The organism is Mesorhizobium sp. M1365 (assembly GCF_040317865.1).
In the GTDB taxonomy this organism is placed as follows: domain Bacteria; phylum Pseudomonadota; class Alphaproteobacteria; order Rhizobiales; family Rhizobiaceae; genus Mesorhizobium.
This window is the reverse complement of the sequence record NZ_JAMYLG010000003.1, coordinates 253,814-280,103: the sequence shown is the minus strand read 5'-3', so window position 1 is coordinate 280,103 and position 26,290 is coordinate 253,814. Positions and strand designations below refer to the sequence as shown.

Annotated in this window: 26 protein-coding genes; 19 read left to right on the top strand and 7 right to left on the bottom strand. The window is 63.1% G+C overall.

Going from position 1 to position 26,290, the window contains the following annotated elements; translation table 11 throughout:
- Positions 1 to 26: 26 nt before the first annotated feature.
- Together NKH04_RS05525 and NKH04_RS05520 are read right to left on the bottom strand one after the other, a co-directional pair.
- A complete protein-coding gene (locus tag NKH04_RS05525; protein WP_352814416.1) occupies positions 27 to 785 on the bottom strand; it encodes an SDR family oxidoreductase in 759 nt (252 codons plus the stop codon).
- Positions 786 to 891: 106 nt separating this feature from the next.
- Positions 892 to 1,266, bottom strand: a complete 375-nt coding sequence (locus tag NKH04_RS05520; RefSeq protein WP_352501931.1) for a DUF2568 domain-containing protein — start codon at positions 1,264 to 1,266, stop codon at positions 892 to 894.
- A 199-nt stretch (positions 1,267 to 1,465) separates the two neighbouring features.
- Here NKH04_RS05520 and NKH04_RS05515 point away from each other — a divergent pair, with 199 nt between their 5' ends.
- Genes NKH04_RS05515 through NKH04_RS05490 form a run of 6 tightly spaced genes read left to right on the top strand, consistent with a single transcriptional unit; the run spans position 1,466 to position 7,273 of the window.
- Positions 1,466 to 2,719, top strand: a complete 1,254-nt coding sequence (locus NKH04_RS05515; protein WP_352448264.1) for a sarcosine oxidase subunit beta — start codon at positions 1,466 to 1,468, stop codon at positions 2,717 to 2,719.
- An 8-nt stretch (positions 2,720 to 2,727) separates the two neighbouring features.
- The gene (locus tag NKH04_RS05510) at positions 2,728 to 3,138 is read left to right on the top strand and encodes a hypothetical protein (RefSeq protein ID WP_352767718.1); all 411 of its coding nucleotides are present in this window, start codon (positions 2,728 to 2,730) and stop codon (positions 3,136 to 3,138) included.
- Entirely contained in the window at positions 3,138 to 3,434 is a 297-nt protein-coding gene (locus tag NKH04_RS05505; RefSeq protein WP_023675338.1) for a sarcosine oxidase subunit delta, read from the top strand. The genes NKH04_RS05510 and NKH04_RS05505 overlap by 1 nt, the downstream gene beginning before the upstream one ends.
- A complete protein-coding gene (locus NKH04_RS05500; RefSeq protein ID WP_352918279.1) occupies positions 3,431 to 6,424 on the top strand; it encodes a sarcosine oxidase subunit alpha in 2,994 nt (997 codons plus the stop codon). The genes NKH04_RS05505 and NKH04_RS05500 overlap by 4 nt, the downstream gene beginning before the upstream one ends.
- Positions 6,417 to 6,995 carry a sarcosine oxidase subunit gamma gene (locus tag NKH04_RS05495; protein ID WP_352918277.1) on the top strand — a complete coding sequence of 193 codons (579 nt, stop codon included), beginning with the start codon at positions 6,417 to 6,419 and terminating at the stop codon, positions 6,993 to 6,995. The genes NKH04_RS05500 and NKH04_RS05495 overlap by 8 nt, the downstream gene beginning before the upstream one ends.
- A gap of 53 nt (positions 6,996 to 7,048) precedes the next feature.
- Positions 7,049 to 7,273 carry a hypothetical protein gene (locus tag NKH04_RS05490; RefSeq protein WP_023675341.1) on the top strand — a complete coding sequence of 75 codons (225 nt, stop codon included), beginning with the start codon at positions 7,049 to 7,051 and terminating at the stop codon, positions 7,271 to 7,273.
- Positions 7,274 to 7,374: 101 nt separating this feature from the next.
- Here NKH04_RS05490 and NKH04_RS05485 read toward each other — a convergent pair whose 3' ends face one another.
- Together NKH04_RS05485 and NKH04_RS05480 are read right to left on the bottom strand one after the other, a co-directional pair.
- Positions 7,375 to 7,614, bottom strand: coding sequence for a DUF680 domain-containing protein (locus NKH04_RS05485; RefSeq protein WP_352469490.1), 240 nt, complete (start codon positions 7,612 to 7,614; stop codon positions 7,375 to 7,377).
- Positions 7,615 to 7,791: 177 nt separating this feature from the next.
- Positions 7,792 to 8,433 carry a TetR/AcrR family transcriptional regulator gene (locus NKH04_RS05480; protein ID WP_352469491.1) on the bottom strand — a complete coding sequence of 214 codons (642 nt, stop codon included), beginning with the start codon at positions 8,431 to 8,433 and terminating at the stop codon, positions 7,792 to 7,794.
- Positions 8,434 to 8,622: 189 nt separating this feature from the next.
- Here NKH04_RS05480 and NKH04_RS05475 point away from each other — a divergent pair, with 189 nt between their 5' ends.
- On the top strand, positions 8,623 to 9,324 hold the full coding sequence (locus tag NKH04_RS05475; RefSeq protein WP_352469493.1) for a hypothetical protein: 702 nt from the start codon (positions 8,623 to 8,625) through the stop codon (positions 9,322 to 9,324).
- A gap of 41 nt (positions 9,325 to 9,365) precedes the next feature.
- Here the strand turns inward: NKH04_RS05475 and NKH04_RS05470 are convergent, their stop codons facing one another.
- From NKH04_RS05470 to NKH04_RS05460, 3 genes are all read right to left on the bottom strand, one after another.
- A complete protein-coding gene (locus NKH04_RS05470) occupies positions 9,366 to 9,860 on the bottom strand; it encodes a MaoC family dehydratase (protein ID WP_031211357.1) in 495 nt (164 codons plus the stop codon).
- Positions 9,861 to 9,899: 39 nt separating this feature from the next.
- Positions 9,900 to 10,715: an SDR family oxidoreductase gene (locus NKH04_RS05465; RefSeq protein WP_352918275.1), complete on the bottom strand. Its 816-nt coding sequence runs from the start codon at positions 10,713 to 10,715 to the stop codon at positions 9,900 to 9,902.
- Positions 10,716 to 11,221: 506 nt separating this feature from the next.
- Entirely contained in the window at positions 11,222 to 12,049 is an 828-nt protein-coding gene (locus NKH04_RS05460; protein ID WP_352469495.1) for a MurR/RpiR family transcriptional regulator, read from the bottom strand.
- Positions 12,050 to 12,195: 146 nt separating this feature from the next.
- On the opposite strand from NKH04_RS05460, the gene NKH04_RS05455 reads away from it, so the two are divergent.
- The 12 genes from NKH04_RS05455 (at position 12,196) to NKH04_RS05400 (ending at position 26,284) form a co-directional block, all read left to right on the top strand.
- On the top strand, positions 12,196 to 13,020 hold the full coding sequence (locus NKH04_RS05455; RefSeq protein WP_352918273.1) for an N-formylglutamate amidohydrolase: 825 nt from the start codon (positions 12,196 to 12,198) through the stop codon (positions 13,018 to 13,020).
- Between the two features lie 22 nt (positions 13,021 to 13,042).
- Positions 13,043 to 14,605: an amino acid permease gene (locus tag NKH04_RS05450; protein WP_352539379.1), complete on the top strand. Its 1,563-nt coding sequence runs from the start codon at positions 13,043 to 13,045 to the stop codon at positions 14,603 to 14,605.
- Positions 14,606 to 14,705: 100 nt separating this feature from the next.
- Positions 14,706 to 16,076, top strand: coding sequence for a glutamine synthetase family protein (locus NKH04_RS05445; protein ID WP_352918271.1), 1,371 nt, complete (start codon positions 14,706 to 14,708; stop codon positions 16,074 to 16,076).
- Positions 16,077 to 16,256: 180 nt separating this feature from the next.
- Positions 16,257 to 17,645, top strand: a complete 1,389-nt coding sequence (locus tag NKH04_RS05440) for an aldehyde dehydrogenase family protein (RefSeq protein WP_352918269.1) — start codon at positions 16,257 to 16,259, stop codon at positions 17,643 to 17,645.
- Positions 17,646 to 17,687: 42 nt separating this feature from the next.
- Positions 17,688 to 18,173: a DUF2569 domain-containing protein gene (locus NKH04_RS05435; protein ID WP_352918267.1), complete on the top strand. Its 486-nt coding sequence runs from the start codon at positions 17,688 to 17,690 to the stop codon at positions 18,171 to 18,173.
- 38 nt (positions 18,174 to 18,211) lie between these two features.
- Positions 18,212 to 19,384, top strand: coding sequence for an iron-containing alcohol dehydrogenase (locus NKH04_RS05430; RefSeq protein WP_352469501.1), 1,173 nt, complete (start codon positions 18,212 to 18,214; stop codon positions 19,382 to 19,384).
- Between the two features lie 242 nt (positions 19,385 to 19,626).
- Positions 19,627 to 20,733 carry an ABC transporter substrate-binding protein gene (locus NKH04_RS05425; protein ID WP_352918265.1) on the top strand — a complete coding sequence of 369 codons (1,107 nt, stop codon included), beginning with the start codon at positions 19,627 to 19,629 and terminating at the stop codon, positions 20,731 to 20,733.
- A gap of 64 nt (positions 20,734 to 20,797) precedes the next feature.
- Positions 20,798 to 21,712, top strand: a complete 915-nt coding sequence (locus tag NKH04_RS05420) for an ABC transporter permease (protein WP_023675356.1) — start codon at positions 20,798 to 20,800, stop codon at positions 21,710 to 21,712.
- Positions 21,709 to 22,500 carry an ABC transporter permease gene (locus tag NKH04_RS05415; RefSeq protein WP_352454042.1) on the top strand — a complete coding sequence of 264 codons (792 nt, stop codon included), beginning with the start codon at positions 21,709 to 21,711 and terminating at the stop codon, positions 22,498 to 22,500. The genes NKH04_RS05420 and NKH04_RS05415 overlap by 4 nt, the downstream gene beginning before the upstream one ends.
- A gap of 16 nt (positions 22,501 to 22,516) precedes the next feature.
- Entirely contained in the window at positions 22,517 to 23,581 is a 1,065-nt protein-coding gene (locus tag NKH04_RS05410; RefSeq protein ID WP_352469503.1) for an ABC transporter ATP-binding protein, read from the top strand.
- 148 nt (positions 23,582 to 23,729) lie between these two features.
- Entirely contained in the window at positions 23,730 to 25,280 is a 1,551-nt protein-coding gene (locus NKH04_RS05405) for a cation:proton antiporter (protein WP_352918263.1), read from the top strand.
- Between the two features lie 89 nt (positions 25,281 to 25,369).
- Positions 25,370 to 26,284 (top strand): endonuclease/exonuclease/phosphatase family protein, encoded by a 915-nt coding sequence (locus tag NKH04_RS05400; protein ID WP_352918261.1) that lies wholly within the window; start codon positions 25,370 to 25,372, stop codon positions 26,282 to 26,284.
- The last annotated feature ends 6 nt before the right edge of the window (positions 26,285 to 26,290 follow it).

Genomic DNA, 26,290 nt, shown 5'->3' with positions numbered 1-26,290 from the left:
CGGGCCGACGCCAACCGCGAAACGCTTCACGTGCGGGTGATCGAGACACCGCCGTCGGCGAACAGTGCCGTGCCGGTGGTGAAGCTCGATGCATCGGAAGCCAGGTAAAGCGCCGAGCGGGCGATCTCCTCTGGCTCGGCGACGCGCTTCAAGGCATGCAGGTTTTCGACGAACGCCCGCGATTCAGGTGTGTTGAATGTCGCCGAAGGCGTGTCGGTGCCGCCCGGCAGCAGCGCGTTGACCCGGACGCCCTTGGCGCCAAATTCGGCGGCCAGCACCTGCGTCAATCCGATCAGTCCGGCCTTGCTCGCGGCATAGCTGGTCATGCCGGGCATGCCGACCGTGTAGCCGACGAAGGTTGAGGTGAAGATCAACGAGCCGCCGCCGCGTTCGACCATCGCCGGCACCTGGTATTTCGCGCCGAGAAAGGCGCTGGTCAGATTGGTATCGAGCGTCTCGCGCCAGCCCTCCAGCGACAGCTCAGAGACCGGCCCCATCCTGCCGACCGAGCCGGCATTGTTGAAGGCGATGTCGAGCCCGCCGAATTTCTCGACCGCCAGGTCGACCAGGACTTTCGCGTAGGCCTCGTCGCGGACGTCGCCGGCAAGCGCAATGGCGGTGCCCTCGGCGTCTTCGATTTCGGCAACCAGCGCATCGAGTTCCGCCTGGCGGCGGGCCGCGACGACCACCTTGGCGCCTTCCTCGGCAAAGAGCTTTGCCGTGGCGCGGCCGATGCCGGAACTGGCGCCAGTGACGATGGCGACCTTGTTGGCGAGTGCGAACATTTTCTGCATCCTTTTTTGGCGCCGGTTCTGGCCGGCAATTGGATGCTTGGTCGCAAATCGGGGCGGTGCGGACCACCCGATACCTGCGAGGTGGTGTCGGCCTGGACTATTGCCTAAGCAGCCAGCCGAGCCGATCGAGCGAAAATGCGTAGCTGACGGCGATCAGAAGGGCGACGGCAATGCCGGCTGTCGTGTAACCGGCCAGGTGGAATCCGGCAGCGCCGCCGAACAGGACGGCGAGTTCGAGCACCAGCCGCAAACCGCCCGGCACCGGAACCGGCGCCCGCCCCGACCGGCTCGGATCGTTCGGCACCGCGAACGTACCCCAGAGCGCGGCGGCAACGAACGGCAATGCCGCGGCAAGGGTCCAGCGCCACATGCCCGCTGAGAGGCTCCAGCCCGCCATGCCGAGGCCGAGCAAAGCGGCGAGTTCCAGCATGAAGCGCAATGTCAGATTCCACCAGACGTTAGCCACCGCCATAATCCTCCGATCGCCAGGCGACGGATAGTGATGGATGGCAATTGCATCAACCAGCCCGCATGCGGCTTTTTCACCACGGCGCAAAACGGCAAGCGCCGTCGCAAACAGTGCAAGGCTGGCAGCGCCGTTTCGCTAGTGATACAGCTCGCGCGCCGGCGTTCGAGTGAATGCCCGGCCGTCATTTGCGAGGCCTGCGACGTTGAAGAAATACTCGGTATTCGCCATCGCCCGCGAGGCCATGCGCGGTCACAAGGGCTGGGAGGAACAATGGTCCTCACCGGAGCCGAAGAAGGAGTACGACGTCATCATCGTCGGCGCCGGTGGCCACGGCCTGGCCACCGCCTATTATCTCGCCACCGTGCACGGCGTCACCAACGTCGCGGTATTGGAAAAAGGCTGGCTCGGCGGCGGCAATACCGGCCGCAACACCACCATCATCCGTTCCAATTATCTCTATGACGAAAGCGCCGGCATCTACGACCATGCGCTGAAGCTGTGGGACGGGCTCAGCCAGGAACTCAACTACAACGTCATGTATTCGCCGCGCGGCGTCATGATGCTCGCCCACAACATCCACGACATCCAGGTGCTGAAGCGGCACGTCCACGCCAACCGGCTGAACGGCATCGACAATGAATGGCTGACGCCGGAGCAGGCCAAGGAATTCTGCCCGCCGCTCAACATTTCGCGCAATGCGCGCTATCCGGTGATGGGCGCCTCCCTGCAGCGCCGTGGCGGCACGGCGCGCCACGATGCCGTCGCCTGGGGCTATGCGCGCGGCGCCTCGGCGCGCGGCGTCCACATCATCCAGAATTGCGAGGTCACCGGCGTCAAACGGGCGCCGAACGGCGCGGTCACCGGCGTCGAGACGACGCGCGGCTTCATCGGCGCCAGGAAGGTCGGCGTGGTTGCCGCCGGGCACTCATCGGTGATCATGAACATGGCCGGCGTGCGCATGCCGCTGGAAAGCTATCCGCTGCAGGCGCTGGTGTCGGAGCCGGTCAAGCCGGTGGTGCCTTGCGTGGTGATGTCGAACACCGTGCATGCCTATATCTCGCAGTCCGACAAGGGCGAGCTGGTCATCGGCGCCGGCACCGACCAATATGTCTCCTATTCGCAGACCGGCGGCCTGCACATTTTGCAGCATACGCTGGACGCCATCTGCGAGATGTTCCCGATCTTCACGCGCATGAAGATGCTGCGCTCATGGGGCGGCATCGTCGACGTGACGCCTGACCGTTCGCCGATCCTGGCCAAGACGCCGGTGCCCGGCCTGTATGTCAATTGCGGCTGGGGCACGGGCGGTTTCAAGGCGACGCCGGGTTCGGGCCATGTCTTTGCCCATACGATCGCCAGGGACGATCCGCACCCGATCAACGCGCCCTTCACCATCGAGCGCTTCCGCACCGGCCGCCTCATCGACGAGGCGGCGGCGGCGGCGGTGGCGCACTGAAGGCCGCAATGACGCGCAAGACTCACACCATGCTTTTCGGATTGGCCCTCGTGGGCGCCACGGTGCTCTTCATGCTGTTAGTGGTCAGGGAGATTTTGGTTCGAATAGTCGGGTATGAGGCCAACGGGGTCGATCCCGTCATGTTGGCCATGTTTGTAATTGTGGGCGTACCTACTTTTTTCTGCGTATGGGCGTTTGCCATACCGAAAATACTCGAAAACGCGTTTCTGGATATCGGTTCCCGAAGAACCTTCTCTGGACCACGAACGCAGGCTGATGTCGATCGAGCCAAAGTGAATTTGCGGGCGGTAGGATTGCTCGTCGAAGACCGCCCTGCCGAAGAAAATGTTGTGACCAATCGTGGCAGACATGACGGCTCTGCACATGATGGGTCGACTAAATCCAAGAAAGTCGATTGATGCTTCTCATCCGCTGCCCCTATTGCGAGGAAGAGCGTCCGGAGCTCGAATTCCGCAACGCCGGCGAGGCGCATATCGCGCGTTCCCCAAACATCGCCAGCGAGAGCGACGACGATTTTGAAAAGTTCTTTTTCATCCGCTCAAACCCCAAGGGGATCATCTATGAGCGCTGGCGGCACATGCATGGCTGCGCGCGGTTCTTCAACGCCGTGCGCGACACCGTCAGCGACAGGTTCCTGATGACCTACAAGGCCGGCGAGCCGAAGCCCGTAAAGCTGCCGGGAGCCGCCAAATGAGCGCCACGTTCCGCATTGCCGGCGCCGGGCGGCTCAAACAGGCAAAGATAGCTGGCTTCAGCTTCGACGGCCGCCCCTATACCGGCATCGAGGGCGATACGTTGGCCTCGGCGCTGCTTGCAAACGGCGTCCATCTCGTCGGCCGCTCGTTCAAGTACCACCGGCCGCGCGGCTTGCTGTCGGCCGGCGCCGAAGAGCCGAACGCGCTGGTCGAGATCAAGCGCGACGCGGCACGCAAGACGCCGAACGTGCGTGCCACGGTGCAGGAGCTCTATGACGGATTGACCGCACAGTCGCAGAACCGCTGGCCGTCGCTCGCTTTCGACGTCGGTGCCGTCAGCAGTATTGCCTCGCCGATGCTTTCGGCCGGCTTCTACTACAAGACCTTCATGTGGCCGAAGGCTGCGTGGAAAAACCTCTACGAACCCAAGATCCGCGCCGCCGCCGGTCTTGGCGTCGCTCCTGACCAGCCGGATCCCGACCACTATTCGGCGCGCTTCGCCCATTGCGAGGTGCTGGTGCTTGGCGGCGGTGCCGCGGGCATCGCCGCGGCATTGGCCGCGGCCGAGACCGGCGCGCGCGTCATCCTTGCCGACGAGCAGGCGGAATTCGGCGGCAGCCTGCGCTTCGAGAGCGGCGCGAAGATCGAAGGCCAGGACGGTTTTTCCTGGGCGCAATCGGCTCTCGCCAAGTTGAGCGCGATGGACAATGTCCGCGTGCTGCCGCGTACCACGGCCTTCGGCTATTACGCGCAGAATTTCGTCGGGCTGGTCGAGCGCGTCAGCGACCATCTGCAGAACCCCGGCCGCGACCTGCCGCGCGAGCGGCTGTGGCAGGTTCGCGCTAAACGCGTGGTACTGGCGACCGGCGCCATCGAGCGCCACATGGTGTTTGCCGACAACGACCGGCCGGGCATCATGCTGGCGTCGGCGGCGCGCACCTATCTCAACCATTACGGCGTCGCCGTCGGCAGGAATATCGGCGTCTATACGGCGAACGATTCCGCCTATGCGGCGGCGATCGACCTGAAAAAGGCCGGCATCAACGTGGCGGCGATCGTCGACCTGCGCGACAACCCGACCGGGCCGGCGATCGACGAGGCGAGGGCGCTCGGCATCGAGGTCAATTTCGGCCGCGCGGTGATCCGCGCCGGCGGCAAATTGCGGGTGTCGTCGATGACCGTGCAGCCGAAGAATGGCGGCGGCGAGCGCACCATCCCGGTTGACGCGATTCTGATGTCGGCCGGCTGGACGCCATCGGTGCATCTGTTCTCGCAATCGCGCGGCAAGGTCGCCTTCAATGACGAGACCAAGCGCTTCGTGCCCGGAATTTATGCGCAGGACTGCGTCTCGGTCGGCGCCTGCAACGGTACCGACGGGCTGTCGGCGACGATCGACGAGGCCTATGCAGCGGGCGCCAAGGCGGCCAAGGACGCCGGCAGCAGGCCGGCCAAGGGCTCCAAGCCGAAGGTCGACGCCGGCGAGAGCTGGTCGCGCGGCATGCTGGGTGCAGCACCCGGTGCCGGATCGGATACGACGGTCAAGGCCTTTGTCGACTTCCAGAACGACGTCACCGCCAAGGACATCCGCCAGGCAGTGCATGAGGGCATGCGCTCGATCGAGCACGTCAAGCGCTTCACCACCAATGGCATGGCGACCGACCAGGGCAAGACCTCCAACATGCACGGCCTGGCGATTGCCGCCGAGACGTTGGGCAAGCCGATCCCGCAGGTCGGGCTGACGACGTTCCGCGCGCCCTATACGCCGGTGACATTCGGCTCGATCGTCGGCCACGCGCGGGGTCCCCTGTTCGACCCGACCCGCAAGACGGCGATCCATCCCTGGGCCGAGCGCCAGGGCGCTGTATTCGAGGATGTCGGCCAGTGGAAGCGCGCCTGGTATTTCCCGAAGCCGGGCGAGGACATACATGCCGCCGTCGACCGCGAATGCGTGACGGTGCGCAAGACGGCCGGCCTGTTTGACGCCTCGACGCTGGGCAAGATCGAGGTGGTCGGGCCGGATGCGGCCAAATTCATGGAACTGCTCTACACCAATCCATGGGAGAAGCTCGAGCCCGGCCGCTGCCGGTACGGCATCATGCTGCGCGAGGACGGCTTCATCTATGACGACGGTGTCGTCGGCAGGCTTGCACCCGACCGTTTCCATGTGACGACGACGACCGGCGGCGCGCCGCGGGTCATGAACCATATGGAAGACTATCTCCAGACCGAGTTCCCGCATCTCAACGTCTGGCTGACCTCGATCACCGAGCAGTGGGCGGTGATTGCCGTGCAGGGACCGAAGTCTCGCGACATCATTGCGCCGCTGGTCGAGGGCATCGACATGTCGGATGAGGCGCTGCCGCATATGTCGGTGCGCGAAGGCAGGATCTGCGGCGTGCCGACAAGGCTGTTTCGCATGTCGTTCAGCGGTGAACGCGGCTTCGAGGTCAACGTGCCGGCCGATTATGGCGAGGCGGTCTGGGAAGCGCTATGGGCCGAGGGCCAGAAGCACGGAGCCTGTGCCTACGGCACCGAGTCGATGCATGTGCTGCGCGCCGAAAAGGGCTACATCATCGTCGGCCAGGATACCGACGGGACGGTGACGCCGAACGATGCCGGGCTCGACTGGGCCGTCGGCAAGAAGAAGACCGATTTCGTCGGCATTCGCGGCATGGCGCGGCCGGACCTGGTTGCCAAGGGCCGCAAGCAGCTTGTCGGCCTGAAGACGAGGGATCCCAAGGTGGTGCTGGAGGAGGGCGCGCAGATCGTTGCGGACCCGAAGCAGGCAATCCCGATGAAGATGATTGGCCATGTCACCTCGAGCTATTGGTCGCAAAATTGCGGCCGCTCGATCGCGCTGGGGCTGGTCGCCGGCGGCCGCGATCGCACGGGCGAGACGCTCTATGTGCCGATGCCGGACGGGGTGATCGAGGTGGAGGTCACCGGCATGGTGTTCTTCGACGAGAAGGGGGAGCGCCTCAATGGCTAAAGCCGCTTTGAAAACCGACGCCGCCGGACCCTCAGTCGAACGCCGTCCAGCTCTCGCCGGCCAGTCGCTTTCCGCCGCCGGCGTTACACTTGCCGTGCTGCCGCAGGCCGAGCGCATATCGCTGCGCGCGCCGGAAGCCTCGATTGCGGCACTTTCGAAAGCGCTCGGCGTCGTCCTGCCGCAAAGGCCGAAAACCTCGGCGGCAAAGGCCGGACGCACGGCCTTGTGGCTCGGGCCGGACGAATGGCTGGTCATCGACGAGAGCGGAAAAGATCCGCTCGCCGACTGCGCCAGCATTTCCGTACTGCATTCGGCGGTCGGCATCTCGCACCGCAACGTCGCCATATCGGTTACCGGTCCGGCTGCCGCGGCGACGATCAATGCCGGCTGCCCGCAGGATCTGTCGCTCGACGTCTTTCCGGTCGGGGCGGCGTCGCATACCATTCTCGGCAAGGTCGAAATCGTGCTGTTGCGCACGGCGGCCGACGCGTTCCGCGTCGAATGCTGGCGTTCCTTTTCCGATTATGTCTTTACTTTTCTGTCGGAGGCGGCGCGCGACGCGGCAGCATAGGCATGTTCGCCGCGCCCGCCCGTTCTGCGACGGCGAGCCGAGGGAGAACGCAAATGCCGCCGAACTCCGCGCCGAAGTCGCCGGTCAAGACGCCGGCCGTGCGCTCTTTCGAAGACGAGCAGCGCACTGGGACGGATATCGAAGAGGAACTCGAGGAAGGCCTCGAGGATACATTCCCGGCCAGCGATCCGGTGTCGATCACCGGAACGGCCATTCCCGGCGCACCGGCAAGACCCGGCAAGCCCAAAAGCGTGGTGGGACAGAAGCGCAAGAAGTGATCTGCGCGGGGTGACAAAAAGCAGGGCTGAGGCAGCACGATGGGCGGCCGGTAATTGCTGCCGCCCTTTCGGTTCATCACCGCGTGTTGTCGCCCGTCGGCTCAGAAGCTGCTTGGCACGATCCACGGGTCGATGCCGATGCCGAGCCTCGGGCCCTTGCTGCCGGCCTTGTGGGCCGCGGCGTCCGCCTTTTCAAGCGATCCGGTCGGCGCGCAATCGAGCTTCACATCAGCCTTGGTGTCGATGCAGGCCGCTTCTTGCTTGCCTGTCTGACTGCTGCCGGCAAATGCGGCGCTAGAGAGCGCCAGCAGGGCGGCGAGCGTGAGGATTGCCTTCTTCATCGTCGGTCTCCGGTTCAGCTATTGAATTTCTCGTACTTGTACGGTATTGCGTACAGATACGCCCTGGACTCCCGATGTTCAAGCAGAATCGTACGCGTACGGAGAATTGCCGAACGCTCGGCGCTGTGGCGCGGATCGTTCGGAGAAGATCCTGCAGATCGGGAGGAGCGCCGCTCTTCAGCAGTTGACGGGCGGCGTGAGCGGCGCAATCTCGTGCGCGGCGATGGCTTCGAGCATGATGTCGCCGATCCGTGTGATGAACGTCGTCTGGTCGCCGAACGGGTAGAACGGGAAGGTGATCAGCAGCGAGATGGCGCCGTGGCCGACCGCCCACAGCATGGTGGCGATGGCGCGTGGATCGCCTTTGAGCCTGCCGGCGGCAACGCAGGCTTCGACCCTCTCGATCAGCACTTTCATCGCCGGGTTGCCGCCTTCCATCTCGGCAAAGGTCTTGCCGGTCGGCGGCTTGACTTTTTCGGTCATGAAGACGGTGCGGTACTCGTTGGGATTTTCCAGCCCGAAGGCGGCGTATTCGACAAGCACCGCCTTGAGCGCCTCGATCGGGTCGTCGGCCGTATGATTTGCGATGCGCCTGGCCAGGGTCTCGAAGGCATCCTCGGCCAGCGCGAACAGGATGTCCTGCTTGTCGGCGAAATAGGAATAGACCGACATCGGCGCATAGCCGACGCGCTTGGCGAGCTTGCGGATGGTGAGGCCGTCATAGCCTTCTTCCTGGACAAGCTTGTGCGCGGCGTCGACAAGTTCGGAACGCAGTTCGGCCTTTTGTTTTTCGCGGCGCTCCTGGACGCTTAGCTGCAACTTTCTACTGCCTTATGACTGATGCTGGATGCAGCATATATACGCTGTACGGCGTCGGGCAAGGGCGGTGTGAAGCAGAGGCTTGACCTCACAAAACGATGTAACCAGGCAATAAAGCCGGCAACATCGGACTGTTACAGACAAAGACTAATTCGCGGCTCTGCAAAAATTTCGTTTCGGGAGGCCGTTATGACCGGAACTGAGCTTTCGTCCGGCGTGCCGGACGTGGACCCGCTTTCTCATCGCGCCAGGATGGCGCTCAGGCGCGTCGTCATGGTCGCATGGCTGGCGATCGCGCTCGGCTTCGCCATGGAAGCTCTCATTCTGACCGTCAGATTTGCGGCAGGTGCCTACCCGGCGACGACGCAGGTTCTGATCGAACTGGCGCAAGGCGTGACCTGGTCGTTCTTCGTCTGCGCCGGCGTCAGCCTCGGCACGGCGCTCACCAAGGTGCGAGCCTCGCTCGGTGGCCTGATCGGTGCGATTTCGGCGCCACTGGCGATGGGCATCGCCAAAGGGACGCAAAAGGTTATGGTCAGCGCGCTGGACGCGGCGGCAAAGCCGGCCATCCTGTCGCTCACGACGCTCGGTGTGCTGCGGGCGATCGAATACGGGCTGCTCGGCTGGGCACTGGCGTCGCTGGCATCGAAGGAAGAACCGCGTCCGCTCCATTTCGCGCTGGCAGGCGCCCTGATAGGCGCGGTATTCGGCGGCGGCATCACGGTGCTGACCATCGAGACGGCCGCGGCGAACGACGCTGCTCTCGCAATGCCGCAGGCGATCGCAACCGGCCTCAACGAGATCGTGTTCCCTATCGGTTGTTCACTGGTCGTCTACATTGCGCTGCAGGTCAGTCGCCACATGAAGTACGTCGCGGCCGAAGCCAAATAGATTTGGCACAGATAGATTCGGGCTTCTCAGCCCGACGAGAGTCAGACCGCTTCCGGCTGGCGTTCGATCAGCGTCAGCGTCAGCCAGCGCGCGGTCAGCGCCGGTTTCTTCGAGCCCTCGATCTCGATCGTCACGTCGTGCGCCGTCTGCACCCACCCCGACGGCCTGACCTTGACGTCGGCCAGCACGAAACGGGTGCGGATGCGCGAGCCGGTCTTCACCGGCGCCAGGAAGCGCAGCGAATCGAAGCCATGATTGACGCCCATCTTGCTGTTTTCCAGCGGCGGCATGGTTTCGAAGGTCATCGCCGACAACAGCGAAAGCGACAGGAAGCCATGCGCGATGGTGCCGCCGAACGGCGTTTCGCGGCTGGCGCGTTCCGGATCGCAATGGATGAACTGATGGTCGTCGGTGGCATCGGCGAACTGGTCGATCATGCGCTGGGTGACGACCCGCCATGGCGACACGCCGACTTCCTTGCCGACGTTGGCCAGAAGCACATCGAGACTGATCGGTTCCACGCTGATGTCCTCCATCTTCACCCCCGGCATTTCACTCGCCGGATGGCGTGCGTCTCATTCCTTGAACAATGTCAGCCCGTGTTGCACCGACTGCCCGCCATCGATCGGCAGGATGGCGCCGGTGACATAGCTGCCGGCCCGGCTGCACAAATAGAGCGTTGCGCCAGCAATGTCATCCGGTGCGCCGATGCGGCCGATCGGAACGTGGTTGCCGATATGTCTTGCCTGGTCTTCGGTGCCGGTGGCGAAGGCCGTCATCCGGCTCTGGAAAGGGCCAGGCGCAAAGGCGTTGACGGTGATGCGGCGGGCGGCGAACTCGATCGCCAGGATGCGCGTCAGGTGGTGAACCGCGGCCTTCGAGGCCGAGTAGGAGTAGGCATCTTCGGCCAACGGCTGCGTGCCCATCACCGATCCGAGGTTGATCACCCGGGCCGGGTCGGCATCGCTGGCGGCGGCGTCGAGCAGAGGCAGCAATTCGCGCGTCAGGTGGAAAACCGCGGTGACGTTGACGCCGAACACCTTGGCCCAGGCATGGTAGGGAAAGCTTTCCAGCGGCGCGCCCCAGGAGATGCCGGCATTGTTGACCAGGATATGCAGCCGCTCGGTCCGCGCCCTGACCTCGGCCACAAGCGCCGCAATGCCGGCCTCGCTGGAGACGTCGCCGGCAAAACCTTCCGCCCGGCCGGATGCGCCAAGTCCGTTCAACTCGCCGGCAACCTTGGCGCAGTCCTCGCCCTTGCGCGAGGCAATCATCACCGAGGCGCCGGCCATGACCAGAGCGGTCGCCGCCATGCGGCCGATGCCGGTCGCGGCGCCGGTGACCAGCGCCGTCTTGCCGGCGACTGAGAACAGCTCGTCCAGATAGCTCATCGAATTCCTCCGCGCAGTTCACCGCGCTTTGGTTCAAGGAAGCGGCTTCACGTCGACAAGGTTAGCCGAACTTCGATCATGCTTGCCATGGGTAAAGTAGCTGGAGTGGGGCACGCTTAGCGGCTGAATGGTTAAGCCCGAAATGCAAGGTGGTCATTCGGCCGTGACATGGGTCGGATGAATGATGCGGCCGTGCCCGTTAGCGAGCACCTTGGTAAGCGGTTCATTTCGCACGTGAACCAGTCGTCATTACTCCTCCGCCCAAGCCGCAGGCGGGTCTTGGGGAGTTGGGAGGTGGCCGAGCAGTGGGGCGGGACTGATATTCGCAGTCGTGGACGGGGACTATGCTGTCGGGGGGAAAGCCATGGGTAAGAAACAACGCACCGTCCTGCTGGCAGCGGTGGTTGCGACTGTCTTTGGCGTCCTTTTGCTGATCCTGATCCTGCAGATGATCAGTTTTCTAGTGGACTAGACCGAAGCGAAAGGCGTGCCTTTCCGGAGGAGCTCTACCGCAGGCTTTCCAGTTCGCGGATGCGTTTGGCGCCGTCGGCTTCGAGCTGCCTTGTGACCGCGCCGATCAGGGCTTCGGCAACGACGAAAAGCGCGGCGGATGAGTCCCAGGCCGAAGGCACGGCGGTGCGCCCGGCGATGACATGGCGGGCGAAGCGGGCGATCGGCGACAGCCACTGGTCGGTAAACAGCACGATCTGCACGCCGCGCTGGTTGGCCGTCTCGGCGAAACGGACCAAGCTGTCCTGGTAGCGCCTGATGTCGAAGATCACCAGCACGTCGCGCTTGCCCATGTCGATCAGTCGGTCGCGCCAGACGCTTTCCTGCCCGCCGAGGTGAAAAACGTTGGGCTGGATGATGGCGAGGTGGGCGGCCATGTAGCGCGCCAGCGGGTCGGTGAAGCGGCCGCCGATCAGGAATGTCTTGCCGCGCCGGTCGGCTAGCTTGGCGACGATGTCGGCAAGCTGTTTGTCCGAGAGATGCCGGAATGTCTCGCGCATGTTGTCGAGGGTCGCCTCCAGCATCGGCGACACGGCGCTGCTGCCCTGCGAGGGGGGATTGAGCGTGCGCGAAGCCGGCGACTGCAATTGTGCCGCCAGCTCGTCTTGCAGCGCCGACTGGAATTCCGGATAGTTCTGGAAGCCGAGCCGGGCGACGAAACGCAGGATCGTCGGCGATGATACGCCGGCCGTAGCCGAGAATTCGGCGACTGTCTTCAGCCCGATCAGCGGATAGCTGGCGATCAGCGCTTGCGCTGCGCGCCGCTCGCCGGCCGGCATGGTGCCGATACGGTCGGAGATCAGTTCGGCAATGCTCGAAACCATGCTTTTTCCCCACCCTGGCCGTGCCGTTAGCGCATTATCGAAATCGCGTTTGACAAAGCCGGCCAAACTGTATGAAATCATCCGCAGGGACGCAATGAGGCAAAATACGTAACATACGATACAGCGCTCCCCGGGGACAGCAGACAATGGAGACAGCACGGCCCGCCAGCCTTGCATCGCCTGAAACCGTAAGGGTGACGAACCCCGGCGGATCAAGCCCTTTCGTGCTGACCTGCGACCACGCCTCCAATTTCCTTCCACCGGAATTCGGAACGCTCGGCCTTGCCGCCGAGGAACTTTCCCGCCACATCGCCTGGGATCCCGGCGCCTTGCCGGTGGCGCGCCGCATGGCCGAGGCGCTCGATGCGACGCTGGTCGAGACCTGCATCTCGCGGCTCATCATCGACTGCAACCGCCCGCTCGACGCGCCGGACCTGATAGTGACGGTCAGCGCCAGCGAAAAAACCGTGGTCCCGGCCAACCAGGGACTTTCGGCCGACCAGCGGGAGGCGCGCATCGCGCTGGCGTGGCGACCGTTTCACGAGCGGATCGCAACGGTCATCGACGAGCGCCTGGCGGCCGGGCGGGAGACCAGGCTGGTCTCGATCCATTCCTTCACGCCGCTCTACAAAGGCAAAAGCCGGCCCTGGCACATCGGCATCATCCACGACGAGGATCGCCGGCTGGCGGCGCCGCTGATCGCGACACTGAAGCGGCTTGCCGGCGTCAGCGTCGGCGTCAACGAACCCTATTCGCCGGCCGACCGGGTCTATTTCACGCTGGAACGCCATGCGCGCTCGCGCGGGCTGGCCTGCGCAATGATTGAAATCCGCAACGACGAGATCGCCGGCGCAGCCGGGCAGCGGAAATGGGCGGATCTGCTCGCAGGTATTTTTCTCAATCTGGAGCCCGAAGCGGCCAAGGCCTCCAGACCAAGCGCAGTCGGAAAGTCAGTTCAATCGGCCAGCTAAGAAACCAAAAGGGGACTTTAAAATGGTAGCACCGGGTTACAGCGAAGTTGACAAGAAGGAGGACCTGAAAGTTCTCCACGGAATGGGCTATGCTCAGGAACTGTCGCGAAGCATGAGCCGCTTCTCGAATTTCGCGATCTCGTTCTCGATCATCTGCATCCTCTCAGGCGGCATCAATTCCTTCGCGCAGGCGACGTCGTCCATCGGTGGCGCCGGCGCTGGCATCGGCTGGATCGTCGGGTGCATGGTTTCGGGATTTTTCGCGCTCGCCATGGCCCAGATCGCCTCTGCATTTCCGACCGCCGGCGGCCTCTATCACTGGGCATCCATCCTAGGGAACCGTTTCACTGGCTGGCTCACCGCATGGCTCAATCTGCTCGGCCTGATCACCGTGCTCGGCGCCATCAACATCGGTACTGCTTTCTTCTTCGTTGGAACGTTCGGGAGCTGGTTCGGCATTACCGGTACTCCGGGCGAGATTGTCGGATTTGTCGCCGTCATCACCGCGATCCAGGCGCTCTGTAATCACTTCGGCATCAAGCTGACCGCCATGCTGACTGACGCTTCCGGCTTCCTGATCCTTGGCGCAACAGCTGTGCTGATCATTGCCTGCCTAGTGTTTGCGCCCGCAATCGACATCACGCGGCTGTGGACCTTCACCAACTATTCGGGTGATGCCGGCGGCGGTGTCTTCCCACAGTCGGATTCCATGAGCTACCTGTTCCTGCTCTGCCTGCTGCTGCCGGTCTACACCATCACCGGATATGATGCGTCGGCGCATACTTCGGAAGAAACGCTGAAGGCAGCGCATTCCGTTCCGCGGGCGATCATTTCGTCCGTGCTCTGGTCGTCGCTGATCGGCTGGGCGATGGTCTGCGCGATCGTTCTGGCAATTCCGGACCTGGCGGCAGGCGCCAAGCAGGGTTGGAGCGTATTCTTCTCGACAATGGATGCAATCCTACCGGGCTGGCTGAAAGAACTTCTCTATCTGGCAATCCTGATCTCGCAGTTCCTCTGCGGCCTCGCCACGGTGACCTCGGCCTCGCGCATGCTGTTTGCGTTCTCTCGCGACGGCGGCATGCCGGTCGGTTCGGCCGGGCTCGCCAAAGTCAGCCCAACCTGGCGCACGCCGGTCAATGCCATCTGGACCGCTGCGATCCTCGAGATCATCTATGTCTTTCTTGCCCAGTTCATTTCGATCGGCGGCACCAACATCTACACCATCGTCGTCAATTCGACGCTGGTGTTCCTGTTCCTGTCCTTCACCATTCCGATCGCGCTCGGCATGACGGCTTTCGGAACGGCGAAATGGCCGAATCCCGGCCCATGGAATCTCGGCGCCGGCCTGTTCAAGCTGTTTTGCATCCTGTCGATCATCGGCATGGCGATCATCTTCTACATCGCCATCCAGCCGCCGAACGACAAGGTGCTCTATATCACCCTGGGCTTCATCGTGCTGACCGCGGTGCTTTGGTTCGGTTTCGAGAACCGCCGCTTCCAGGGTCCGCCCATCGGCGACCAGATCGCGAAGCGCCAGGCGGCGATCAAGGCAGCCGAGATAGCTGTCGGCGAGGCCGGCGCCTGACGCTCTCTGATGAGCATGGCCGGCATCGTGCCGGCCATGGGTTTCCGTTTCCTTTTCAAAGTGACAAACCCGAAACGACAAGCGCTGGAGTGCCAAAGGAATGGCCGGAAATTTCTCGTTCGATCAGTTGAAGCAAGCGGTCTCCGGCGGCGAGGTCGACACGGTGCTGGCCTGCATCGTCGACATGCAGGGGCGGCTCGCGGGAAAGCGGTTCCTGGCCCGCTATTTCGTCGATTCCGCGCATGACGAGACGCATGGCTGCAACTATCTCTTGGCCGCAGACATCGATATGGAACCGGTGCCCGGCTACAAGGCGGCGAGCTGGTCGAAGGGTTATGGCGATTTCGTCATGAAGCCGGACCTTGCGACGCTGCGGCGCGTTCCGTGGCTGGAGAAGACGGCGCTGGTGATCTGCGACGTGCTCGACCACCATACCCATGATGACCTGGCGCATTCGCCGCGCGCCATGCTGAAGAAGCAGGTCAAGCGGCTGCAGGATCGCGGCTATATCGGCTATTTCGCTTCCGAGCTCGAATTCTATCTGTTCAGCGAAACCTACGATTCCGCCCGCAAGAAGCACTGGCAGGGCCTCGAGACGGCATCGCCCTATATCGGCGACTACCAGATCGGCATCACCACCAAGGAAGAAGGCGTCATGCGCCGGCTGCGCAACGAGATGGAGGCGGCCGGCATCCCGATCGAGAATTCGAAGGGCGAGTGGGGGCCAGGCCAGGAAGAGATTAATGTCCGCTACGCCGAGGCGCTCGACATGGCCGACCGCCACGTCATCCTGAAGAACGGCGCCAAGGAAATCGCCGAGTCCGAAGGCAAGGCGATCTCGTTCATGGCCAAGTACAATTACGGGCTCGCCGGCAATTCCAGCCACATCCATAATTCGCTGTGGAGCGCCGACGGCAAGACGCCGTTGTTCTACGACAAAAATGCCGAGTGGACGCTGTCGGCGCTCGGCCAGCAATGGGCGGCCGGGCAGCTCAAATATGCCAAGGAATTCACCTGGTTCCTGGCGCCCTACATCAACTCCTACAAGCGCTTCCAGGCCGGCACCTTTGCGCCGACCAAGATCATGTGGAGCGAGGACAACCGCACCGCCGGTTTCCGTCTTTGCGGCGAGGGCACCAAGGGCATCCGCATGGAATGCCGCATCGGCGGCGCCGATTTGAACCCCTATCTGGCTTTCGCCGCGCTGATCGCGGCCGGGCTTGCCGGCATCGATGAAAAGCTTGAACTGCAGAAGCCCTTCGTCGGTGATGCCTACCAGGCCTCGCAGCTGCCTGAAATTCCAAAGACATTGCGCGACGCCACCGCGACGCTGGCGGAATCGAAAATGCTGAGGCAGGCGCTCGGCGACGATGTGCTGGAACATTACGTCCACACGGCACACTGGGAACAGTTCGAGTACGACCGCCGGATTACGGACTGGGAACTGCACAGGGGGTTCGAGCGGTATTGAATAATCTGGCAACGTTGGCGCCGCTCCTCACCCTCAGCCTCTCCCGTGAAGAACGGGGGAGAGGGGGCCCGGCGCTGAGCTTGTCCCTTCTCCCCGTCAGTATACGGGAAAAGGTGCCGGCAGGCGGATGAGGGGCGGCGCTAACCAACGACATTATTGTAGAATGCGAGGACCCAAGGCATGACCGAAACGGTCAAGATAAAATCCCCCGTCGACGGTTCGATCTATGCCGAACGGCCTCTTGCCACCGACCAGGCGATCGGTGCCGCGGTCGAACGTGCCAAGGCGGCGCAGGAGAAGTGGGCTGAGACGCCGGTCATCGAGCGCGGCAAATACATGCTTGCCATGCTGGAAGCGCTGGTCGCCATGACCGACGAGATCGTGCCGGAGATCGCCTGGCAGATGGGCCGGCCGGTGCGCTATGGCGGCGAGTTCGGCGGCGTCAGGGAACGCGTCAGCTACATGGTCGAGATCGCCGAGGCGGCCCTGAAGCCGGTCATGGCCTCCAATCCGAAGGACGGCTTTCGCCGCTATGTGAAGAAGGTGCCACTCGGCGTGGTCATGGTGATCGCGCCGTGGAACTATCCCTATCTCACCGCCGTCAACACCATCGTGCCGGCGCTGATGGCGGGCAGCGCTGTCATCCTCAAGCATGCGGCACAGACATTGTTGGTCGGCGAGCGGTTTCAGCAGGCGTTTGATAAGGCCGGCCTGCCCAAGGGCCTGTTCCAGAACCTCGTCCTGAACCACGCGCAGACCGAAAGGCTGCTCGGCTCCGGCAAGATCGACCATGTCAACTTCACCGGCTCGGTCGCCGGCGGCCGCGCCATCGAGAAGGCGGTGGCGGGCACCTTCATGACGCTCGGCCTCGAACTCGGCGGCAAGGATCCGGCCTATGTGCTGCCGGACGCAAAGATGGACCATGCCGTTGCCAATCTGGTCGACGGCGCTTTCTACAATTCCGGCCAGTGCTGCTGCGGCATCGAGCGCGTCTATGTGCATGAGACGGTCTACGATGAATTCGTCGAGGGCTTCATTGCCGAGACCAGGAACTACGTCGTCGGCAATCCGCTCGACCAGGCGACCACCATGGGGCCGATGGCGCAGGCGCGCTTCGCCGACCTGATCCGCGAGCAGAAGGCCGAGGCGTTGCGCAAGGGCGCCAGGGCGCACATCGATATGAAGGTGGCCAACGACAGGCAAGGTTCGCCCTATCTGGCGCCGGAAGTGCTGACCCAGGTCGACCACCAGATGAGCGTCATGCGCGAGGAAAGCTTTGGCCCGATCGTCGGCATCATGAAGGTGCGCAACGACGAGGAGGCGATCGCGCTGATGAACGACAGCCCCTATGGGCTGACGGCCTCGATCTGGACGCGCGACATTGAGCATGCGGCGGCGATCGGCGATCGTGTCGAGACCGGCACCGTGTTCATGAACCGCTGCGACTATCTCGACCCGGCGCTGGTCTGGACCGGCGTCAAGGACACCGGCAAGGGCGCGGCACTGTCGGCCATCGGCTACGATAATCTGACCAGGCCGAAATCATACCATCTGCGCGAGGTGATCTAAGGTGGCGATCGACAGGCATGCGATCGCTGTTGAGGGGGAGTAATGGCGGATACACAACAATCGGCGCTGCCAGATGGTGAGCGTCCCGAGGGTATCGGCGGATGGCTTGTCCTGCCGATGCTCGGGTTGATGCTCACGCCGATACTGGGGTTGGTACAACTGCACAATACCGACTATCTCGGCTTCGACTGGCAGGCCTTCAGTTTTTCTCAAGGTGCGCTGCTCGTTGCCGAACTGGTGACAGCAGGCGTTCTAAGCCTTACAGCCCCGGTCCTGTTATTGTTCTTCATGTTCAAGCGCTGGGAGATATTCCCGGGCTGGTACATGATTTGGGCAGTCGCGATGCCGGTATATGTCATCCTCGACCCATGGGCTGCGCATCTGGTTTTTCGCGAGAGCTTTCCAACCTTGGCTGATGCGTTCGACAGCGAAACGATGCGCGGAATTTACCGTTCCGTCTGGGCCGCAGCCATCTGGATTCCGTACATGATGCGGTCAGACCGTGTGGCCAATACCTTTGTGAATTGACGACATCCGAGAGCACGAAAGCAGTCAAGAAGGTCGAAATGACAAAACTCGTTTCCAAATGGAATTACCCGACGACCGTCCGCTTCGGCGCCGGACGCATCAAGGAGCTGCCGGAGGTGCTGGCGGCGACCGGCATCAAGCGGCCGCTGTTCGTCACCGATCCGGGACTGGCCAGGCTGCCGGTGGTGGCCTCGACGCTGAAGATCCTCGACGACGCCAAGGTGCCCTATGGCGTATTTTCCGAGGTCAAGCCGAACCCGGTGGATTCCAACCTGACCGCCGGCATTGCCGTGTTCAAGAAGGGCAAGCATGACGGCGTCATTGCCTTTGGCGGCGGCTCGGCGCTCGACCTCGGCAAGCTGATCGCCTTCCAGGCCGGGCAGACCCGGCCGGTCTGGGATTTCGAGGACGTCGGCGACTGGTGGACACGCGCCGATGCCGATGCGATCGCGCCGATCATCGCCGTGCCGACCACCGCCGGCACCGGCTCGGAAGTCGGCCGCGCCGGCGTCATCACCAATGAAGCGACCCATACCAAGAAGGTCATCTTCCATCCAAAGCTCTTGCCGGCGATCGTCATTGCCGATCCGGAGCTGTCGGTCGGTATGCCGGGCTTCATCACCGCCGGCACCGGCATGGATGCGCTCGCTCACTGTCTCGAAGCCTATTGCGCGCCGGGCTATCACCCGATGGCCGACGGCATCGCCGTGGAAGGCATAAGGCTGGTCTTCGAAAACCTGCCGAAAGCCTATGCCAACGGCAAGGATCTGGTCGCCCGCGCCAACATGATGAGCGCCGCTGCCATGGGAGCGGCCGCCTTCCAGAAAGGGCTCGGAGCGATTCATTCGCTGTCGCATCCGATCGGCGCGCTCTACGATAGCCACCACGGCATGACCAACGCCGTGTTCATGCCCTACGTGCTGGCCTTCAACCGCGAGGCGATCGAGCCGCGCATCGCCCGGCTTGCCGCCTATTGCGGCATCAAGGGCGGCTTCGACGGTTTTGCCAAGGCGATCATCAAGCTGCGCAAGGAGCTCAAGGTGCCGCATGCGCTGCCCGGCCTGATCAAGGGGCTCGACATGGACAAGAAGCGCAAGGGCCTGATTGCCGACATGGCGGTGGTCGATCCGACCGCCGGCGGCAACCCGGTCAAGCTGACCAAGAAGGCGGCGCTGACGCTGCTCGAAAACGCCATCGCCGGCACCGTCTGAGACAATTTTCGCATCGGAAATCGACTTGGGAAAAGAGGCAAAGGAAAGGGGGAAAGATGAAAGGCAAGATCGAAACTAGTTAGCCGGAAAAAGAATCGCGAAGCGATTGCTACAGCCGGTTAAAAAGAGTTTACTTTTTCATACTGCGGGGCATCGCTTTCACAAAGCTTTCATCTGGCTGTCACACGAAAACGATACCGCATCGCAGGCGTCCAACGGCGTCAGTTCAACGGAGAGAACACATGTTCAAATTCACGGGAAAACTGCTTTCCCTTTCGGCCGTCGCCCTGATGGCGACCTCTGCCATCTCGTCGGCCCAGTCCATGGATGAACTGGTCGCCGCAGCCAAGGCTGAAGGCCAGCTCACCACCATCGCGCTGCCGCATGACTGGTGCGGCTACGGCGCGGTCATCGACGGCTTCAAGGCAAAATATCCGGGGATCACCGTCAACGAGCTCAACCCCGATGCCGGCTCCGGCGACGAGGTCGAGGCGATCAAGGCCAACAAGGACAACAAGGGCCCGCAAGCGCCCGACGTCATCGACGTCGGCCTGAGCTTCGGCCCGACCGCCAAGAAGGATGGCCTGATCCAGGCTTATAAAGTATCAACCTGGGACTCGATCCCGGACAGCGCCAAGGATGCCGAAGGCTTTTGGACCGGCGACTACTACGGCGTGCTTTCGTTTCTGGTGAACAAGGACCTGGTCAAGGAAGCGCCGGCCGACTGGGCCGATCTGCTGAAGCCGGAATTCGCCAATACCGTGGCGCTCGCCGGCGACCCGCGTGCTTCGAACCAGGCCATCCAGGCAGTCTATGCCGCCGGCCTTTCCGGCGGTGCGGCTGCCGGCGAAGCCGCCGGCGCGGCTGGTCTCGACTTCTTCAAGAAGCTCAACGCCGCCGGCAATTTCGTGCCGGTCATCGGCAAGCCCGCGACGCTTGCTCAAGGCCAGACGCCAATCCTGGTGACCTGGGATTATAACGCGCTTGCCGGCCGTGATACGCTGAAGGGCAATCCGCCGGTCGACGTCGTCGTGCCGAAGACCGGTGTCGTCGCCGGCGTCTATGTTCAGGCGATCAGCGCCTATGCGCCGCACCCGAATGCTGCCAAGCTGTGGCTGGAATATCTCTATTCCGACGAAGGCCAGATCGGCTGGCTGAAGGGCTATTGTCACCCGATCCGCTTCAACGACCTCGCCAAGAATGGCAAGCTCCCGGCTGACGTGATGGCCAAGCTGCCGCCGGCCGAGTCCTATGCAGCCGCGGTGTTCCCGACGCTCGACGAGCAGGGCAAGGCCAAGGAAGCCATCACCAAGAACTGGGATGCCGTCGTCGGCGCCAACGTCAAGTAAGACTTGAGATCAGCCGGGCGGCTTAGATCGCCGCCCGGCATACCTCCAGGACGGTAGCCGGCGCATGACCGATATCTCGTTGTCCGATCACGCTGTTGCCGGGAAGACCGCGCCTCCTGCCGACGCCCGCAGCATGCGGCTGCCGACGCAATGGCTTGGCGTTGCGCCTTTCTTCATCTTCGCCATCATGTTCTTGATCCTGCCGACGCTCTATCTGATGCTGGGCGCATTCCGGAACGATGCCGGCGAATTCACTTTCGAAAACATAGCGGCCTTGGCGCAGCCGTCGATCGTTGCCGCCTACTGGATCTCAATCAAGGTCAGCCTCGCCTCGTCGCTGATCGGTGCTTTCGCGGGACTTGCCATTGCCATCGCCATCGTGCGCGGCGGGCTGCCGGAGTGGATACGCTCGGCGACACTGACCTTTTCCGGCGTGGCCTCCAATTTTGCCGGCGTGCCGCTGGCCTTCGCCTTTCTCGCGACGCTCGGCCGGCTCGGGCTCGCCACGGTGCTGCTCAACGTCTTGGTCGGCTTCAACATTTATGCCCATGGTTTCAACATCCTGTCGTTCTGGGGCCTGACGCTGACCTATGTCTATTTCCAGATCCCGCTGATGGTGGTGATCATCGTGCCGGCGATCGATGGGCTGAAGAAGGAATGGGGCGAAGCGGCGGCAACGCTTGGCGCGACCCAGGCGCAGTTCTGGCGCATGGTCGTCATTCCGGTGATCTGGCCAAGTTTCCTCGGCACCGTCATCCTCTTGTTCGCCAACGCCTTCGGTGCCATCGCCACCGCTTACGCTCTGACCGGCTCCTCGCTTAACATCGTCCCTATCCTGCTCTACGCGCAGATCCGCGGTGACGTGCTGCACAATGCCCATCTCGGCTACGCCATCGCCTTCGGCATGATCGTCATCACTGGGCTGGCCAATGTCTTCTACATCTGGTTCCGGACGCGCTCTGAGAGGTGGCTCAAATGAAGTCCGGCAGATTCTGGGCCTGGATCGTCTTCGCGCTGGGCGCGGCCTATTTCTTCATTCCGCTGATCGCGACCGTGGAATTCTCCATGCGCATGCGGCGCGGCGCGTATTCCTTCGATGCCTATCAGGTCGTGCTCGGCGATCCCCGCTTCCAGGCGACCTTCATCTATTCGGTGGTCGCAGCCATCTTCACCATCGTCCTTGGCGTGCTGGTGGTGGTGCCGGCGGCGTACTGGATTCGTCTGCGGCTGCCGCAGATCAGGCCCGTCGTCGAGTTCATCACGCTGCTGCCGCTGGTCATTCCGGCCATCGTTATCGTCTTCGGCTACATCAGAATGTACGGGTCGAACTCACCGCTGCCGTTCCTGGCCAGCGAGACAGGAGCCAATGCCTTGCTGGTCATCGGTTATGCGACGCTGGCGCTGCCTTATATGTATCGCGCCGTCGATACCGGGCTTCGCACCATCGATGTACGAACACTGACCGAGGCGGCACAGATTCTGGGCGCCGGCTGGGGCACGATCATCACTCGGGTCATCCTGCCCAACGTGCTGATCGCGGTGCTGTCGGGCGCCTTCCTGACCTTCGCCATCGTCATCGGCGAATTCACCATGGCCAGCCTGCTCAACCGGCCTGCTTTCGGACCCTATCTGCAGAACGTCGGCGCCAATCGCGCCTATGAGCCGGCGGCGCTTGCCATCATCGCCTTTGCCATTACCTGGGGCTGCATGTCGCTGATCCAGATCCTGTCGCGCTTCGCGCCGCGATCGGCGAACCGTCCGAACTGACCCGAAGGAAAAAGCCATGGCCGAGCCATTCCTCTCAATCCAGCATGTGCAGAAATCCTTCGGCGCCGCCATTGTGGTGCAGGATTTCAACCTCGACGTCGAGCCGGGCGAATTCGTCTCCTTTCTCGGACCGTCGGGCTGCGGCAAGACGACGGTGCTGCGCATGGTCGCCGGTTTCGAAGAGCCATCCGCCGGCAAGATCGTCGTGGCCGGCAAGGACGTCACCCGGCTCAAGCCCAACCAGCGCAACATCGGCATGGTGTTCCAGGCCTATGCGCTGTTTCCGAACCTCACCGTGGCGCAGAATATCGGCTTCGGGCTGAAGGTCGCCGGTATGCCGAAGGCCGATGCCGACAGGCGCGTTGCCGAGATGCTCGACATCATCAAGCTGCCGCAGATGGGCGACCGCTATCCCTACCAACTGTCCGGCGGCCAGCAGCAGCGCATCGCGCTGGCGCGGGCGATTGCGCCCAAGCCGAAACTGCTGCTGCTCGACGAGCCGCTGTCGGCGCTCGACGCCAAGGTGCGCGTGTCGCTGCGCGAGGAAATCCGCTCGATCCAGAAGAAGCTCGGCATCACCACCATCTTCGTCACCCACGACCAGGAAGAGGCGCTGTCGATCTCCGACCGCATCGCCGTCATGTATGGCGGCAAGGCCGAGCAGGTCGGCACGCCGTTCGAGATCTACAACCGGCCGGCAACCAAATTCGTCGCCAATTTCGTCGGCACGCTGAACGTGCTCGAAGGCACGGTCACCGACGCCGCTTCGGGCAAGGTGCGCGTCAACTCGCAAGAGGTCTCGCTCAAGGGCAAGCTCAACGGCTCGAAATCCGGCGACACGCTGTCGCTGGCGTTGCGGCCCGAGGCGATCTCGCTCGGCCGACACCCCGGTCGCGATTCCAGCCTTTGGGGCGAAATCGCCGAGGTGCATTTCCTCGGCTCGGTCATCCGGGTTCGCGTCGGCATCGGCGGCAGCACGGTCTCGCTCGACACGTTCAACAGTCCGGCCACACCGCCGCCGGCCGTCGGCGAAAAGGCCGAGATTTCGTTCTCGTCGGGCGACATGCTGGTGCTGCATTAGGAGAAGAGTGAATAGTGAACAGTGAATAGTAAGAATGCGCTTTACGCGCCGAAATTGCTCTGCACGCAGCCATTCACCATTCACGAACAGCCAAAGCCGTCGTCGTTTTTGCAGTGCCAATCGACCGGCTTCACCGCTACGATAAGGCATGGCGCTTTTTGAACTCACCCTTGTCCTGCTTCTCATCGCGGTCGCCCTGACCGCGCTGTCGCGGCGTCTGCAGATTCCCTATCCGTCATTGCTGGCGCTGGCCGGCGCCGGCATCGCCTTCCTGCCGTTTGCCCCGACCATCGAGATCGACCCGGGGCTGGCGCTCGCTCTGTTCATCGCGCCGGTTCTGCTCGACGCGGCCTATGACACGTCGCTGCGCGATCTCAACCGCTACAAGGTTTCGCTCATCCTGCTGGCGCTTGGCGCCGTCATCTTCACCACCGTGACGGTCGCGCTGGTCGGCTGGACGATGGCAGACCTGCCCATTGCCGCGGCCATAGCGCTCGGCGCGATCGTGGCGCCGCCCGATGCGGTGGCGGCGGCGGCCGTGCTCGGACAGTTCAAGGTGCCGCACCGCATCACCGCCATCCTGGAAGGCGAGAGCCTGCTCAACGACGCCACGGCGCTGTTGATCTACAGGATGTCGGTTTCCGCAGCCGCCGGCTCCATCCTGTTGAGCAGTGCCGTTCCAATGATCCTGCTGTCGACGGTCGGCAGCCTTGCCGCAGGCTATGTGCTCGGCCGGTTGTCTCTCGCCATACTCGGCCGCATCGACGACCCGGCGAGCGGCACCGTGGTGCAATTCGCCTCAACCTTCGGCGTCTGGATCCTGGCCGACAGGATAGGGCTTTCCGCCATCATCACGATCGTCGTCTATGCCATGACGATCGCACGTACATCGCCGCGCCGCATGCCGGCAAGGAATCGTGTCAGCTCCTACTCGGTCTGGGAGACGGCGGTGTTCGTGCTCAACGTGCTGGCCTTCGTTCTGATGGGCCTGCAAGCGCGGTCCATCGTCGGGCGACTTGCCGAGCAAGGACAAAGCGAGGCGTTCGTCTTTGCCCTGGCTGTGCTGGCCGTCGTCATCGTATCACGGCTCGTCTGGGTTCTGGGCTGCGGCGCGATCCTCAGAGCGCTGGCCCGTCTGGGCGACGAGGACAGGCGGAAGGACGCACCGACATTCCGCGGCGGCGTGCTCATCGGCTGGTGCGGCATGCGTGGTCTGGTGACGCTTGCGGCAGCCTTCGCCTTGCCGGCCGACTTTCCGGGCCGTGATCCGATCGTGCTCGCCGCTTTCACGGTCGTGCTCGGCACGTTGGTGCTGCAAGGCGTCAGCCTGAAACCGTTGCTGCTTCTGCTCAATCTCGACCTCGACCGGACGGTCGACCGGGAGGTGGCGCAGGCGCGCGTCGCCATCATGCAGGCGGCGCTGGACGTGCTCAGCGGCAAGACATCGAGCGCGGCCGGGGCGGTGCGAGAGCAATATGCCGCCCAGCGCGCCATCGCCGAAAACCCCGAGGATGCCCAGGCGGCGACCGAGTATGACAGATTGCGTCTCTACGCCATCAAGAGCCAGCGCGATGCGCTGGAGCGTTTGCGCATCGACGGAACGATCGGCGACGAAGCCTACCACCGCCTTGAGGAAGAAATCGACTGGTCGGAACTGGCAGCATCCCCGCCCGGTCGGTTCCAGCCGCTGACCACTTAGCATCTGGCCCAAGCTCCCTCCGCCCGGCTGCACATTGCAAGGCTGTCAGCGAACGGCTACTGCCAGCAGGAAACTGAGCCGAATAAGCAATGAAGCTGGTCAGCTATAACATCCAGTATGGCTTCGGCAGCGATGGCCGCTACGACCTGGCGCGTTGCGCCAAGGTCGTGGCCGGCGCCGACATCATCGCCTTGCAGGAGGTGGAACGGCACTGGTTGCGCAGCAACGAGGACGACCAGCCGGAACTTCTTTCGCAATTTCTGCCCGACTACCATTGGGTCTACGGGCCGGCCTTCGACATGGATGCCAGCCACCGGCGTGTAGGCCGCATCGTCAACCGGCGGCGGCAATTCGGCACCATGGTTCTGTCGAAGCTTCCGATCGTCTGGTCGCGGCTGCATACGCTGCCGCTCAGGCGCACGCTGCGGCCGCTCAACACCCGCAATGCCGCACTCGAATGCATGATCCGCACCCCTGCCGGTCCGGTGCGGGTGCTGTCGTTGCATCTGGCGCATATCGCGGCCGAGGAGCGGCTGGAGCAGATCGACTATTTGCTCGCCGAGCATCGCCGTGCGCCGTCCCAGGGCGGTCCATGGAGCGGCGCTGACGACGAGCCGGCGCGCAACTGGAGCAATGGCGAACAGGAGCCAGAAAACCCCGTAGCGGCGATCTGGTTGGGCGACTTCAACATGGAGCCGGACAGCGCCGAGTACCGGCGCCTTATCGGCAGCGCGCCCTATCATCGCGGTGCCGCCTATCTCGACGGTTTTGTCGATGCCGCCGCCGTCGCAATGGAACCGACAGCGGATTTCCACACCCATGTGAAGACTATCGATGGCAGGCTGGCAAAGCGCCGGCTCGACCATTGCTTCGTCGGCGGCATGTTTGCCGGGCGCGTGCGCTCGGTCAGCGCCGATATCGGCCAAATCGCTTCCGACCATTTTCCGCTCTGGGTCGATATCGACCTGGAGACGCCGATCGTCATCGGGACGGGCGGCGGATGAACCGCC